The 13,058-nt window shown below is 62.0% G+C and carries 12 protein-coding genes; 6 read left to right on the forward strand and 6 right to left on the reverse strand.

All coding sequences use genetic code 11. The features are described 5' to 3' along the window. The first annotated feature begins 102 nt into the window (after nucleotides 1–102). Both BLU48_RS17795 and BLU48_RS17800 read left to right on the forward strand, forming a co-directional pair. Entirely contained in the window at nucleotides 103–969 is an 867-nt protein-coding gene (locus tag BLU48_RS17795; RefSeq protein ID WP_057022053.1) for an MBL fold metallo-hydrolase, read from the forward strand. Nucleotides 970–1,003: 34 nt separating this feature from the next. Next, nucleotides 1,004–1,618, forward strand: coding sequence for an NAD(P)-dependent oxidoreductase (locus tag BLU48_RS17800; RefSeq protein WP_043046459.1), 615 nt, complete (start codon nucleotides 1,004–1,006; stop codon nucleotides 1,616–1,618). A gap of 471 nt (nucleotides 1,619–2,089) precedes the next feature. Here the strand turns inward: BLU48_RS17800 and BLU48_RS17805 are convergent, their stop codons facing one another. Continuing rightward, nucleotides 2,090–2,968 carry a LysR substrate-binding domain-containing protein gene (locus BLU48_RS17805; RefSeq protein ID WP_057022052.1) on the reverse strand — a complete coding sequence of 293 codons (879 nt, stop codon included), beginning with the start codon at nucleotides 2,966–2,968 and terminating at the stop codon, nucleotides 2,090–2,092. A gap of 111 nt (nucleotides 2,969–3,079) precedes the next feature. Here BLU48_RS17805 and BLU48_RS17810 point away from each other — a divergent pair, with 111 nt between their 5' ends. The 3 genes from BLU48_RS17810 to BLU48_RS17820 all read left to right on the forward strand — a co-directional run bounded on the left by BLU48_RS17810 (nucleotide 3,080) and on the right by BLU48_RS17820 (nucleotide 7,116). After that, nucleotides 3,080–4,717, forward strand: a complete 1,638-nt coding sequence (locus BLU48_RS17810; protein ID WP_057022051.1) for a 5-guanidino-2-oxopentanoate decarboxylase — start codon at nucleotides 3,080–3,082, stop codon at nucleotides 4,715–4,717. Nucleotides 4,718–4,855: 138 nt separating this feature from the next. Beyond that, nucleotides 4,856–6,043, forward strand: a complete 1,188-nt coding sequence (locus BLU48_RS17815; RefSeq protein WP_057022050.1) for a cyanate transporter — start codon at nucleotides 4,856–4,858, stop codon at nucleotides 6,041–6,043. Nucleotides 6,044–6,180: 137 nt separating this feature from the next. After that, on the forward strand, nucleotides 6,181–7,116 hold the full coding sequence (locus BLU48_RS17820) for a LysR family transcriptional regulator (RefSeq protein WP_057022049.1): 936 nt from the start codon (nucleotides 6,181–6,183) through the stop codon (nucleotides 7,114–7,116). An 89-nt stretch (nucleotides 7,117–7,205) separates the two neighbouring features. Here the strand turns inward: BLU48_RS17820 and BLU48_RS17825 are convergent, their stop codons facing one another. After that, nucleotides 7,206–8,129, reverse strand: coding sequence for a LysR substrate-binding domain-containing protein (locus BLU48_RS17825; RefSeq protein WP_046071442.1), 924 nt, complete (start codon nucleotides 8,127–8,129; stop codon nucleotides 7,206–7,208). Nucleotides 8,130–8,258: 129 nt separating this feature from the next. Between BLU48_RS17825 and BLU48_RS32055 the strand changes: the two genes are divergently transcribed. Then, complete coding sequence (locus BLU48_RS32055) at nucleotides 8,259–8,435, forward strand: hypothetical protein (RefSeq protein WP_164484815.1); 177 nt, start codon at nucleotides 8,259–8,261, stop codon at nucleotides 8,433–8,435. On the opposite strand, the gene BLU48_RS17830 is transcribed toward BLU48_RS32055, so the two are convergent. The 4 genes from BLU48_RS17830 to kce form a co-directional block, all read right to left on the reverse strand. Next, entirely contained in the window at nucleotides 8,390–9,715 is a 1,326-nt protein-coding gene (locus BLU48_RS17830; protein WP_057022048.1) for an MFS transporter, read from the reverse strand. The genes BLU48_RS32055 and BLU48_RS17830 overlap by 46 nt on opposite strands. Before the next feature lie 56 nt (nucleotides 9,716–9,771). Continuing rightward, nucleotides 9,772–11,094 carry an MFS transporter gene (locus tag BLU48_RS17835; RefSeq protein ID WP_057022047.1) on the reverse strand — a complete coding sequence of 441 codons (1,323 nt, stop codon included), beginning with the start codon at nucleotides 11,092–11,094 and terminating at the stop codon, nucleotides 9,772–9,774. 74 nt (nucleotides 11,095–11,168) lie between these two features. Next, nucleotides 11,169–12,047 carry an SMP-30/gluconolactonase/LRE family protein gene (locus BLU48_RS17840; RefSeq protein WP_057022046.1) on the reverse strand — a complete coding sequence of 293 codons (879 nt, stop codon included), beginning with the start codon at nucleotides 12,045–12,047 and terminating at the stop codon, nucleotides 11,169–11,171. A 78-nt stretch (nucleotides 12,048–12,125) separates the two neighbouring features. Continuing rightward, entirely contained in the window at nucleotides 12,126–13,058 is a 933-nt protein-coding gene (gene kce / locus BLU48_RS17845) for a 3,5-dioxohexanoate:acetyl-CoA acetone transferase (RefSeq protein ID WP_057022045.1), read from the reverse strand.

Consider the following 13,058-nt stretch of genomic DNA (forward strand, 5'->3'; position numbering starts at 1 on the left):
TTGCCCGATTTCAGAAACAAACTATGTTCCAGCATCGCATTTTTTGTGGTGTTTTATGCAACTAAGCTCTGTGCATCCCTTATCCATGGCAGGAGCTGCCCGATGTTCTCGATGTTCAAACGCTTGTCCCTGGCCACTGCCGCCCTGGCCTTCGCCGCTCACGCCGCCGCCGCAGAGCTGAAACTCGACGTCTACAACCCCGGCGAAGCCGCAATCTTCCCGGTCAGCTCGGTGCTGGTCAGCGGCGCCAAAGACGCGATCCTGGTGGATGCGCAATTCGGCAAGGGCCAAGCCGAGCAACTGGTGCAAAAGATCCGCGCCAGCGGCAAGCACTTGACCACCATCTACATCAGCCATGGCGACCCGGACTACTACTTCGGCCTCGACACGCTCACCAGCGCATTCCCCGACGCCAAGGTGCTGGCGCCGCAACCGGTGGTCGACCATATCAACGCCACCGTCGCCGGCAAGCTGGAATTCTGGGGCCCGAAAATGGGCGCCGACAAACCCGCCAAGACCATCGTGCCGCAGGCACTGCAAGGCCACAGCCTGACCCTTGAAGGGCAACAGCTTGAGGTGATCGGCCTCGACGGCCCGCAGCCGGATCGCAGCTTTGTGTGGATTCCGTCGATCAAGGCCGTGGTCGGTGGCGTGGTGGTCGCAGAAAACATCCACCTGTGGATGGCCGATACCCAGGGCGCGCAATCCCATAAAGACTGGTTGGCAACCCTCAAACGTATTGAAGACCTGAAGCCGCAGACGGTGATTCCGGGCCATTACCTGGGCACGCCCTCCTTGGCTTCGGTGAAATTCACTGCTGACTACATCAAGGCCTTCGACATCGAGACCGCCAAGGCCAAGGATGCTGCCGCCTTGATCGCGGCCATGAAACAGCGTTACCCCACCCTCGCCGACGAAAGCTCGCTGGAACTGAGCGCCAAAGTCGCCAAGGGCGAAATGAAGTGGTGATTGGTTTAAACCCTTAACCCTGTTGGAGAACGTCATGAGCAAGATCGCAATCATTGGGGCCACCGGCCGTGCCGGCAGCCAACTGCTGGAAGAAGCGCTGCGCCGTGGGCATAGCGTCACCGCCATCGCCCGCAACACCGACAAGCTGGGTGTACGCCCAGGCGTCACGGTCAAGCAGGTCGATGCCCTGGACGCCGACGCCCTGCAACACGCCATCAGCGGCAGCGACGTGGTGATCAGCGCCGCACACTTTGCCACCTTGCCCGCCAGCGCCGTGATCGGCCCGGTGAAAAAGGCCGGGGTCAAGCGCTTGCTGGTGGTGGGCGGTGCGGGTTCGCTGCTGCTACCGGACGGCAGCCGGGTGATCGACAGCCCGGGCTTCCCGGCAGAGTACAAGGCCGAAGCCAGTGCCGGGGCTGAATTCCTGGAAACGTTGCGTCAGGAAAAAGAGTTGGATTGGACGTTCCTGTCGCCTTCTGCTCTGTTCGATGGAACCGAGCGCACCGGTAAGTTCCGTCTGGGCCAGGATGATCTGCTGGTGAGCAGTGACGGTAACAGCTCGATCAGCTTTGCCGACTACGCCATCGCCATGATTGATGAGGTTGAAACACCTAGACACTCGCGTCAGCGCTTCACCGTTGGCTACTGACACCACGCGGTAAAAAATGTGGGAGGGGGCTTGCCCCCGATAGCAGTGGATCAGGCAGATTATTTGTGACTGACACACCGCTATCGGGGCATGGGTATCTACACAACTTCTGGTACGCCGCCGGCCCCTGTGGGAGGGGGCTTGCCCCCGATGGCGGCCTCACAGCCGACCAGGATGTTCGGTTGGATCGAGTACATATCCATTGTTTAGGTGACGACCGCTATTGGTTCCGCCCTTATGGCGGGTCACTTTCGAAAAGCGCGAAAGTAACCAGCGCTCTTGCCCCACCACTCGGCACCTCGCCCAGGCTCGGTGTGCCCGTAATCCGACAGGGATTTGGGGGGCCTGAGACCAAAAGCAGAGCAAGATCAAGAGCGGCTCGCTTCGCATCGTGGTTACTGACGGTCGCATGTCAGAGTTGTGTAGATACCCATGCCCATCGGGGGCAAGCCCCCTCCCACATTTGAATCTTCAGTGCTGTGACTGCTGTGCCTGGCTCACTAGCCAGTCCATCAGGGCCAACAACCCGGCAGAAGGCACTTTCCCCGGCGGATACACCAAGTAATAGCCCATCCCCGTCGGCACCCGCAACTCAAACGGCATCGCCAGGCGTCCGGCCTTCAAGTCCTCGCCAATCAACGCACGATCACCGATCGCCACGCCATTTCCCTGTGACGCCACCGTCATCGCCAAGTCCAGGGTTTCGAAATGAGGCCCCTGGTTCAGGTGACTCAAGTGCGTACCCGCCGCCTTCAACCACAACGCCCAATCCCGCTCGTCCCGCGTGGGATGCAACAGCACTTGTTGCTGCAGATCAGCCGGCGTGTGCAAGCCTGCCAGCAACGCCGGCGCGCACACCGGGGTCAGTTGTTCGTCGAACAAATGCCGTGCCTCGGCGGCCTGCTCGGCGATGGGTGCGTAGATCACCGCCGCGTCGAATCGTTCGCGGCGAAAGTCCACGGTAAAGGCCACGGTGGTGGTGAGTTCCACCGGCACATCCGGGCGCTCCTTCTGCCATTGCAACACGCGCGGCAGCAGCCAGCGTATGACGCAGGTGGGCGCCTTGAGTTGCAGGACCTCGCGGCGCCCGCCGATCTGCTCCACCGCCTCGTTGATCAAGCCGAACACCTGCTGCGCCCGTAACGCCCACTCGCCGCCTTCCTCGGTCAAGCTCAAGCCCCGCGCCTGGCGCAGGAACAAGGCATAGCCCAACTGGCGTTCCAACCCGGCGATCTGCCGGCTCACCGCCCCCTGGGTAATGTGCAGCTGCTCGGCGGCACGAGTGAAGTTGCAGCACTGGGCCGTGACCCAGAAAGTATGCAACGCGGGCAAGGGCGGAAGACGTTTCATCGGGGCGCAGCCATGACGTGAGGACATGGCGAGTATGACTTTTTATCGTTTGTTGCCGCTACCGGCCTGCCGCTCCAATAGCGTCTCGAATCCATCACAAGAGCGACCTCTATGGCGACCTGCGGCGAAGTATTGGTCAACCTCCTGGAAAACTACGGCGTGGACCAGGTGTTCGGCATTCCCGGCGTGCACACCGTGGAGCTGTACCGTGGCCTGGCGCGTTCCAACATCCGTCACGTCACCCCGCGCCATGAACAGGGCGCCGGTTTCATGGCCGACGGTTATGCGCGCACCAGTGGCAAGCCCGGCGTGTGCTTCATCATCACGGGCCCCGGCATGACCAACATCACCACGGCCATGGGTCAGGCCTATGCCGACTCGATCCCGATGCTGGTGATTTCCAGTGTGCAGGCGCGCAGCCAATTGGGGGGCGGGCGCGGCAAGTTACATGAGCTGCCCAGCCAGAGCGCGCTGGTGGCAGGCGTGGCGGCGTTCTCCCATACCCTGATGTCGGCGGCAGAATTGCCCGGTGTGCTGGCGCGGGCGTTTGCGCTGTTCCAGGCCGGTCGGCCGCGCCCGGTGCATATCGAGATCCCGCTGGATGTGTTGGTGGAGAACGCCGACGCCCTGATGGGCAGTGCACCGGTCAACGTGGCCCGCGCCGGGGCAGCACCGGCGGCGGTCAGGCAGATGAGCCGCTTGCTCGCCGCCGCCAAGCGCCCGCTGATCCTGGCCGGTGGCGGTGCTATCGATGCAGCGCCAGAACTGACCCGCCTGGCCGAAACCCTCGGCGCCCCCTTGGCCCTGACTATCAATGCCAAAGGCCTGCTGCCTGCCGCACATCCTTTGTTGCTCGGCTCGACCCAAAGCCTGGCAGCCACCCGCGCCTTGGTCGCCGAGGCCGATGTGGTGTTGGCCATCGGCACGGAACTGGCGGAGACCGACTATGACGTGACCTTCGCCGGCGGTTTCGAAATTCCCGGCGCGCTGCTGCGGGTCGATATCGACCCGGACCAGACCGTACGCAACTACCCGCCCCAGGTGGCGCTGGTGGCCGACGCGACAATCGCCGCCGAGGCCTTGCTCACCGAGCTGAACCGCCAGCCACTGCCACCGCGCCACGCCGAGTGGGGCGCAGCACGCGTCGCCCGTTTGTGGGCCGAACTGGCGCCCACCTGGGATGCCGCCACCCGCGCACAAACGCTGTTACTCCACACCATCCTGGAAGCACTGCCCGGCGCCGTACTGGTGGGCGACTCTACCCAACCGGTGTACAGCGGCAACCTGACCCTGAACCTCGACCACCCACGCCGTTGGTTCAACTCATCCACCGGCTACGGCACCCTGGGATATGCCCTGCCCGCCGCTATCGGTGCCTGGCTGGGGCGCGGCGACGGGCAACCGGTGGTGTGCCTGATCGGCGATGGCGGCCTGCAATTCACCCTGCCGGAACTGGCCAGCGCCGTGGAAGCCCGCATACCGATGATCGTGCTGTTGTGGAATAACCAAGGTTATGAAGAGATCAAGAAGTACATGGTCAACCGCGCCATCGAGCCGGTGGGCGTGGACATCTACACCCCGGATTTCATCGGCATCGCCAGGGCAATGGGTTGCGCGGCAGAAAGCATCGATGGCGTCGAACCGCTGCGTGCGGCATTGCATGCAGCTGCTGCTCGCCCAGGGCCGACGCTGATTGAAATCGACCAGGGGCGGTGGGCGTTGACCAAGCCTGTAATCCGCTCTATCTAACGCTGCAGATCCGCCTCCCGCATCTGAAGTGCGCAACGTCAGGCGCCTGCATTTTTTCAATAGCCCCAGCGACTTTCTGATTTGCCCCGCTCCTCCCATCCATGGCCTGATTCGCCCTTGTTCACTCAAGGCAGGCCCATGGAAAACGTTCAGGCAAAACCCACCACCGCCGTCTGGCTGATGATCAGCGTGGTGCTGGTCGCCCTTAACCTGCGCCCGTCGATGGCAGCCGTGGGGCCGTTATTGTCGTCGATCCGCTTGGATGTGCCGTTGAGTTTCAGCAGCGCAGCCTTACTGACCATGTTGCCGGTCATGGCCATGGGCCTGGCAATGTTCTTTGGCATGGGCCTGGCCAAGCGCCTGGGCGAACATCGCAGCATTGTGCTGTCGTTGCTGGTGATTGGGCTGGCAACCTTGTCGCGGTTGTTCCTGGATTCGGCATTGGAGCTGATCGTCAGCGCCATCGCAGCGGGTGTCGGCATTGCGCTGATCCAGGCGCTGATGCCGGCGCTGATCAAGTCGCGGTTCAGCGCGAATGTCTCGTTATTCATGGGCATGTATGTCACCGCGATCATGGGTGGCGCCGCGCTGGCCGCCTCGTTCTCACCGTTTGTACAAATGCAGACCGGCAGTTGGCGCATTGGCCTGGCAATCTGGGCAGCACTGGCGTTGCTGGCTCTGGTGTTCTGGTATGCCCAGCGCGCAGTCTTGCCGTCTTTACCCCAAGCCGGTTCAAGCGCGCAGGCCTCCTTTTTCGGCAACCGCCGCGCCTGGCTGCTGGCGATCTTTTTCGGCCTCGGCACGGCGTCCTACACCTGTGTGTTGGCGTGGCTGGCGCCGTATTACGTCGAGCAGGGCTGGAGTGAACAGAATGCCGGCTTGCTGCTGGGCTTCTTGACCGCCATGGAAGTGATCTCGGGCCTGGTCACGCCGGCCATCGCCAACCGCCGCCAGGATAAACGCGCGGTAGTCGCGGTGCTGCTGGTGCTGATCATCCTGGGGTTCTGCGGCCTTATCCTGAGCCCCGGACACTGGAGCCTGCTGTGGCCATGCCTGCTCGGACTGGGAATTGGCGGCCTGTTTCCAATGAGCCTGATCCTGTCTCTTGACCACCTCGACAACCCGCGACGCGCCGGTAGCCTTACCGCGTTTGTGCAGGGCATCGGCTACCTGATCGCCGGCCTGTCGCCACTGATCGCCGGCATGATTCGCGACCAACTGGGCAGTTTTGAATGGGCCTGGTGGTCATTGACGGCGGTGATCGTAGTGATGCTGCTGATCGTTATCCGCTTCGATCCGAAGCATTACGCGCAACATATCCGCTGACGTCGTATTGCAAACATTATTTGTCCCACACATAACATTGAAGGGTCCTACAGAGCTTTCTATTGGTACGAGCGTTCCGTTAACATTTTGCCCAGTCTTGTACTGAGTTCGGTACAAAGGGTTTACGGACGAAACCGATGCTAAACAGTAACTTGCTCAGAAAACTCGACATGCAGGACCTGATGGTGTTCATCGCCGTCTACGACCAGAGCAGCGTTACCGATGTATCCGAGACGCTGTTCGTCAGCCAGTCCACCGTGAGCTATAGCCTGAAGAAGCTGCGTACCAGCTTTGAGGATGAGCTGTTTATCAACACGCGGGCGGGCATGCGCCCTACGTACAAGGCCACCACCATGTACGGGCATGTGCAGAAGATCCTGGAGAGCATCAACCTGTGTCACGCCGGTGGCCAGGCTTTCGACCCGACCCAACAGGCGGTGACCTTCAATGTGTGCGCCCCGGAATATTTCGAACAACTGATCCTGCCGCGCCTGCTCAAGCACTTCGACCGCGCCGACCTGCCGGTGATCGTCAATGTGCAGAAGCTGGAAACCGATATTCCCGCCGACGACCTGCGCGAAGGCCGCCTGGACCTGGTGATCTGCTTCGGCCCGCACTTTCACCGCGCCCATAAAGACTTCAAGACCCAGATGCTGCTGGAGGACGACCTGGTCTGCGTATTTGACCAACGCTCGGCGCCCAGGGAGCAGGCATTCAGCTTGCAGTCCTTCGTTGAGCGGCGGCATGTATTCCCCACGCCTTGGACCTCCGACACCAACATGATCGACGGCTGGCTCGCGCGCCAGGCCCACAAGCGCCAGGTGATCGCACGGGCCAACAGCTACAGCGCCGCGTTGAAGATGATTACCGGCACGGATTTCATCGTCACCCTGCCCCGCCGCGTACAGCAACTGTTGGCAGCGGCTCCGGGGTTCGGTGTTTGCGAAGCCCCCAACGGTCTGCCGGGGTTCACCCTGGATATGCAGTGGAACGAAACCAATGGGCAGGACAGCGCCAACACCTGGTTTCGTGAGCAAGTGGTGAGGGCGTGTGAGGAACAGAGCCTTTTGTAGGAGCGAGCTTGCTCGCGAAAACTCGCAGGCGCCGCGCTCATTCAGGAATCCCGAGTTAACGTTGACGCTTTTCGCGAGCAAGCTCGCTCCTACATTTCGCCAGCAGGCCCTCGGTCGCTCATGAATGCCTCCAGCCGCGAGCGCATCCAGCGCTCCGCCGGGTCAGTGTCGACATGGCTGAGCCAGACCATCGACAAGTCCAGGGTCGGGGTTTGGAACGGAAACGGCTCGCAGAACAGGTTCCCGCTGGCGGCCATGGCCTGGGCAGTGTAGTCCGGCAGGCTGGCGATCATGTCGGTGCCGGCAAGCAACGCCGGCAGCGAGCTGTATTGCGGCACCGAGAGCACCACATGGCGCTTGCGGCCCACCTCCGCCAGCCACTCATCGGCAAACCCGGCCACGTTGGCAGTGTGGGACACCAGCACATGGGGCCGTGCGCAATATTCGTCGAGGGTCAGCGGCGTGTCCGAGGCATCGGCGCGCAGCAGGCACGGGCGGATATGCCGCAACAGCTTACGCTTGGCATTCGCCGGCAGGCCGCGGGTCTGGGTGATGCCGACGGTGATATCGCCGGAAGCCAGCAGGTCGGGAATACGCCAGTAATCCACATGCTGCACCACGAACACCACCTGGGGCGCTTCCTGGCGCAAGGCCCGCAGCAACGGCGGCAGCAGGCCGAACTCAACGTCATCGGACAGGCCGATGCGAAAGGTCATGGTGCTGATGGAGGGGTCAAAATCGTGGGTCAGGCTCAGGGCCGATGACAGCGAATCGAGGGCCGGCGACAGGTGCTGGATAATTTCCTCGGCGCGGGCCGTGGGCTCCATGCGATGGCCGACGCGAATAAACAGTGGGTCATTGAACAAGGTACGCAGGCGGTTGAGGGCCGAGCTGATAGTCGGCTGGCCAAGAAACAGCTTCTCGGCCACCCGCGTCACATTGCGCTCGAGCATCAGTGCTTCGAAGACCACCATCAGGTTGATATCGGCCTTGCGTAATTCATTGCGATTCATCGGCGCCTGCCCCTTTCCCCAAGACAAGCCGCAGTTTAGAAAGGCAGCGGGGCTGCGTCTATGTGCGCACTGTTCATCCGCAGGCTTTGGGACTATAAATCAGCTCTTGAAGGTCACAGGTACACCGCCGTGCTGGTCATTTTCGCCTTAAGCATCCTGCTCAGCGGGGTTTTGCTCTGGGCCATCAAATTCATCGTCAACCCCACCGCCAGGACTTTGCTGCGCGTTTTTGTCGGTTTATGCCTGGCGGCGGTGGTGGCTTACCTGGTGCTGGCTTCCGGGTTTCCGACCTCGTTGCTGGTGTGAAGGGCCTCCTGGCCCTGGCGCAGGCGTAATGCCGACACTGCGGCCACCACCAACACCACGGCAATCACTTTCAAGCCGTTCATGGCATTACCGGTGCTCATCTCAATGGCGCCCATCACCGACGGCCCGACAAAGCCGCCCAACAACCCACACGCATTGACGAAGCCCAACCCGCCCGCCAACGCCACGCCCTTGAGGCGCGAGGCCGGGTACAGGAACACGATCGACTGCACCACGAAGAACATCACCGCCGACAAGCAAAAGCCCAGCAGACTGAACACCGGCCCCGACACCGACGCAATGCCCAGTCCCAGCGCCATGGTCAGCAGCCCCGTGACCAGCAATCGACGGCAACGCCCGGGGGTGGTGGCAAAGCGTGGGATCAGTACCGCACCGAGTGCCGCCGCTATCCACGGCAACGAAGTCAGCAGGCCGACGCTCATGGTGCTCAGTTCACCGTATCGGCTGATGATGCTCGGCAGGAAAAAGATCACGGTATAGATGGTTATCTGATGGCAGAAGTACACGAAGATCGCCAGGAGGATTTGCGGCGTCAGCCAGTTTTTCAACGAATGACCACCCTCCCCGGCACCTTCCTCGGTTTCCACGGCGATCCGCTGTTCGATACCGCGGGCTTCTTCGACCGACAACCACGGCGCCTTGCTCGGGCGATCCGGCAGCTTGCGCCACACCACCCAGGCAAACGCCACGGCAGGCAAACCTTCGAGCAGGAACATCCACTGCCAGCCGTGCCAGCCGAGCAGGCCATCCATGCGCATCAAGGCCGCGCCCACCGGGCCGCCGATGATGTTGGCAAAACACACGCCGAGCAGGAAATAACCCGTGGCTCGCGCCCGCTGTTCACGGTTGAACCAGTAGGTCAGGTACAGCATCACCCCGGGAAACAGCCCGGCTTCGGCGATGCCCAGCAACAAGCGCAAGACATAGAACGAGGTTTCGCCCTGCACAAACGCCATCGCCGCCGAAATCAGGCCCCAGGTCACCATGATGCGGGCGATCCAGAAGCGCGCTCCGACTTTGTGCATGATCAGGTTGCTGGGGATTTCCGACAGTGCATAGGTCAAGAAAAACAGCCCGGCGCCCAACCCGTACGCGGCGGCGGAAATCCCCAGATCGACGTCCAGATGATGCTTGGCCAGGGCGATGTTGGTGCGGTCCAGGAAGCTCAGGATGTAGGCGATGATCAGCAGCGGCATCAGCTTGGCGAACATCAGTTTGTTCAGGGCCTGCGGTTCGCGGGCCGGGGTAGTGGTATTCATCGGGCACTTCCTCTTGGCGACCCGCCAGCCTGGCTGGGGGGCGCATCAATGTTGTTCTAGGGTTCCAGTTGTACGGCCATGGCCTGGGAACGATGGGAAAACAGTTGCAGCAACGCGCCGCCCAGGGCGCAACCGGCCATCACGAAGAAACACACGGTGTAGCCGTGCAAGGTGCTCCACCCCCCGCCCATGGCGATCAGGCTGCCCATCAACACGGGCGCCAGACCGCCGCCGATAAACATCGCGGTGGTGATGATGCCGTTGGCGGTGGAGGTGGCCGAGGGCTCGGCCGAATCGCAGGCCACGGCGTAGTAGATCGGCCATACCGCATTGGCCACCAGGCCGAACAGCAATTGCACGACGATGATCAGGGTCAGGGTATTGGCGAAATAGAACGCACCGACACTCGCCGCCATCCACAGGCCGCAAATGATCAGCGTGGTGCGCCGGCCAATGATGTCCGACAGCGACGGCCACACCAGTTGCCCGAGAATGCCGGTGAGGGTGAACACCACACTCATCCCCGCCGACTCCGCCAGCGACAACCCGACAATGTTGTAGAGGTAGGCCGGCAGCACGATATTGACGCCCATGTACACCACCTGGGTGAGCAGGGTATTGCCCGCCGTCAGCGCGATATTGCGGTTGCGCAAGGTGGCGACAAAGGTGCGCCAGGCTTCGCCCTTGACCGTGCTGGCCGCGGCATTGCTCGGCGGGGTCATGCCCTTGGCGGCGATATCGACATACAGCGCGGTGATGCGCTCGGCGGTGGAGTACCGCGCCCAGAAGATCATCAGCGGCAAGGCCACCACAAAGGCAAAGAAGAACACGTAGCGCCAGTTGTCCTCGCCGAATACCGTGATGACAAAACTGGCGACGATGCCGCTGAGCATCGCGCCAATCGGGTAGCCGGTATGGTGCGCGCCCAGGGCAAAGCCACGACGCTCCACCGGCCACCATTCGGCGGTGTTGCTCACGCCCACCGGTTCGCCCCAACCCGCACCCAGGTTGACGCCAACCCGCAAAGCGACAAAGGTGGCGAGGTTACCGCTCAATACCTTGAAGCCGGACAGGAACGAGATAGCGGTGTAGCCCAGCACCAGCGGCACCTGGAAGCGCGCACGCTTCCAGCCGCCGCCGTAGCGGTCGCTCCACATCGAACCGGGAATATCCAGCAGGGCCAGGGCGAGCATCACCACCGTAGCCACGCTGCCCCATTGATCGGCGGATAAATCGAAATGCTTGGAGATGGTCGGCCCCAGGCGCAAGACGATCTCGCGGTCGTAGGCGTTGAGGATCCAGATCATCCAGCAGACCAGCAGCGATACCCAGGAATGCCGGTGGATATTGCGCAGCGACGCTTTCTTTAAACTTGCCATGGGCCTCTCCAGGCGCGCGAGGGCGCGCACTGATACAGGTTGCGAAAGGAATGTGCCTTGTTGAAAAAAACGCGCTAGCTGGCGAACCGTCGCTCGGCTATTCCTTGCACGCCCAGACCGCTGATGGCGAATAAAGCACCGCGCTGCTGGCCGTCGCCCGGGAAGCGCGGCAGCGGTGGCTTGGCCATTGAAGTCACAAACAGGGTGTCGAGGTTGGGCCCGCCGAAGGTCAGGCTGGTGACCTTTTTCACCGGCATCTGGATGATGCGGTCGACGTGGCCATCGGGGGTATAGCGCACCAGTTTCCCGGCATAGACCAATGCCTGCCATAGGCAGCCCTCGGCATCCACGGTGCACCCGTCGGCGGCGCCACCGCTGCTGGTGTCGACCTTGGCGAACGTGCGACGGTTGCTCACGCTGCCACTGGTGCAGTCGTAGTCATAGGCCCAGATTTCGCCGGACCAGGTATCGCAGAAGTACAGGGTTTCCCCGGATGGGCTCCAGCACGGGCCGTTGGAGACGATGATGCCTTCGTCCAGGGTGTGCAGGCTAAAGTCGGCATCCAGGCGGTAGAGCTTGGCGCTGGCGTTATCCTCCAGGGTGTCCATGGAGCCGAAAATGAAACGGCCCTGGCGATCAACCTTGCCGTCATTGAGGCGGTTGTTCGGCAGATGGGGTTCCGGGTCGATGATCAGCGTGAGGTCGCCGCTGTTCAAGTCGAGGGTGTGTACGCCATTTTGCAGGGCGACGATGGCCGCCTTGCCATCTTTGCGCAGCGCCATGGAGCCGATCTTCTGGCCAACGTCCCAGGCGCGCAGTTCACGACCGTCATCGGTGCAGCGCAGAATGCGGCCGTCGGCGCTGTCGATCCAGTACAAGCGTTGTTGCTCGACGTCCCACACCGGGCCTTCGCCCAGGGTGGTCTTGACGTCCACAAGCACTTCGATACGCATGGTGTTATCCCCTTATTGTTGTTGTGCGGGATGCCGGCCACGCCAAGACGCGGCCGTTCTTTGGATAAAAGAGCAGGGTTAAAAATTGACCTGGTCACGCCCCTTGAGCCCGAGGATTTCCCGCGCTTCATCGGGGGTGGCAACCCGATGGCCCAGGGCTTCGACCACCGTGCGGATGCGCCTCACCTGGTCGGCATTCGACGCTGCCAACTTGCCCGGGCCGTCCCACAATGAATCCTCAAGGCCGACGCGGGCGTTACTGCCCATGGACAGGCCCATGGTCGCCAGCGGAATCTGCCCACGCCCGGCACCGAGAATCGACCACACGTAATCGTCGCCAAACAGGCGGTCGGCGGTACGCCGCATATGCGCCAGGTCTTCCGGGTGCGCACCGATGCCGCCGCGCAGGCCGAACACCGACTGGATAAACAGCGGCGGCTTGAGCAGGCCGCGCTCCAGGAAGTGGGCGGCGGTGTAGAGATGGCCGATGTCGTAGCACTCGATTTCAAAGCGGGTGCGGTTCTCGGCGCAGGCATTGAGGATGTGGGTAATGTCGCGGAAGGTGTTGCGAAAGATCCGGTCGTCACTCTCCTCCAGGTAAGGCCGCTCCCAGTCGTGCTGGAATTCAGTAAAGCGGTTAAGCATTTCGTACAGGCCGAAGTTCATCGAGCCCATATTCAACGAGGCCAGTTCCGGCTTGAACTGCATCACCGGTTGCAGGCGTTCTTCCACGCCCATGGTCGGTGCGCCGCCGGTGGTGATGTTGATCACCACGTCGCTGGCCGCCTTGATCTGTGGCAGGAATTCGGCAAACAGCGCCGGGTCCTGGCTGGGGCGACCGTCAAGCGGGTCACGGGCATGCAGGTGGACAATCGCTGCGCCGGCTTGTGCGGCACCGATGGCGGCGTCGGCAATTTGCTGCGCGGTAATGGGCAAGTGCGGTGACATCGACGGCGTATGAATGGCACCGGTCACGGCGCAGGTGATGATGACAGGACGATTTTTGGACAT

Origin of the sequence: Pseudomonas synxantha (genome assembly GCF_900105675.1) — a bacterium.
Taxonomy (GTDB): domain Bacteria; phylum Pseudomonadota; class Gammaproteobacteria; order Pseudomonadales; family Pseudomonadaceae; genus Aquipseudomonas; species Aquipseudomonas synxantha.

Bases quoted from the DNA above. Each gene is read 5' to 3' on its own strand.
- BLU48_RS17795 (WP_057022053.1), top strand. From the start codon at position 103: ATGTTCTCGATGTTCAAACGCTTGTCCCTGGCCACTGCCGCCCTGGCC.
- BLU48_RS17800 (WP_043046459.1), top strand. From the start codon at position 1,004: ATGAGCAAGATCGCAATCATTGGGGCCACCGGCCGTGCCGGCAGCCAA.
- BLU48_RS17805 (WP_057022052.1), bottom strand. From the start codon at position 2,968: ATGAAACGTCTTCCGCCCTTGCCCGCGTTGCATACTTTCTGGGTCACG.
- BLU48_RS17810 (WP_057022051.1), top strand. From the start codon at position 3,080: ATGGCGACCTGCGGCGAAGTATTGGTCAACCTCCTGGAAAACTACGGC.
- BLU48_RS17815 (WP_057022050.1), top strand. From the start codon at position 4,856: ATGGAAAACGTTCAGGCAAAACCCACCACCGCCGTCTGGCTGATGATC.
- BLU48_RS17820 (WP_057022049.1), top strand. From the start codon at position 6,181: ATGCTAAACAGTAACTTGCTCAGAAAACTCGACATGCAGGACCTGATG.
- BLU48_RS17825 (WP_046071442.1), bottom strand. From the start codon at position 8,129: ATGAATCGCAATGAATTACGCAAGGCCGATATCAACCTGATGGTGGTC.
- BLU48_RS17830 (WP_057022048.1), bottom strand. From the start codon at position 9,715: ATGAATACCACTACCCCGGCCCGCGAACCGCAGGCCCTGAACAAACTG.
- BLU48_RS17835 (WP_057022047.1), bottom strand. From the start codon at position 11,094: ATGGCAAGTTTAAAGAAAGCGTCGCTGCGCAATATCCACCGGCATTCC.
- BLU48_RS17840 (WP_057022046.1), bottom strand. From the start codon at position 12,047: ATGCGTATCGAAGTGCTTGTGGACGTCAAGACCACCCTGGGCGAAGGC.
- kce (WP_057022045.1), bottom strand. From the start codon at position 13,058: ATGTCCAAAAATCGTCCTGTCATCATCACCTGCGCCGTGACCGGTGCC.